Genomic DNA, 471 nt, shown 5'->3' on the forward strand with positions numbered 1-471 from the left:
CACGGATCGCGGGCGTCCGGGGGTCAAACACCACCTTCTGGTTGATGCCAACGGCATCCCGCTGGCCGGCGAGGTGACGGGGGCCAACAAGCCGGACGCCGCCGGGACGCTGCCGTTGGTTGACTCGGCCGGCCCGCTCGACCCCGAGGGGGAAGATGAAGGGCCGGGCGGGCGGCCCGGGGAGCTGTACGGGGACCGGGCGTATGACGCGGAAGCGTTGCGGGACGAGTTGCGGGAGCGGGACATCGAGCCGAAGCTCGCGAAACGCCGGACGCCTCATGGCAGCGGGTTGGGCAAAGTCCGGTGGGTGGTGGAGCGGACGATTGGCTGGCTGCACAACTTTCGCAAGCTGAGGGTCGTGACCGAGAAGACCCAAGAGATGCAACTGGCTCTGTTGAATCTCGGCCTCAGCCTTATCTGCTTTAACTATTTTTGCAATTCATAAAGTTAGAGGCTCTTACAGTTCACGAT

The 471-nt window shown here is 63.7% G+C and carries 1 protein-coding gene; it reads left to right on the top strand.

Annotated features, from left to right (window positions below; all coding sequences use genetic code 11):
- The coding region (locus tag BGIM_RS53270) for a transposase (RefSeq protein WP_157369582.1) at window positions 1–445 on the top strand (445 nt) is incomplete at its 5' end.
- Window positions 446–471 lie beyond the last annotated feature (26 nt).

The sequence above is a fragment of the Zavarzinella formosa DSM 19928 genome, assembly GCF_000255705.1.
In the GTDB taxonomy this organism is placed as follows: domain Bacteria; phylum Planctomycetota; class Planctomycetia; order Gemmatales; family Gemmataceae; genus Zavarzinella; species Zavarzinella formosa.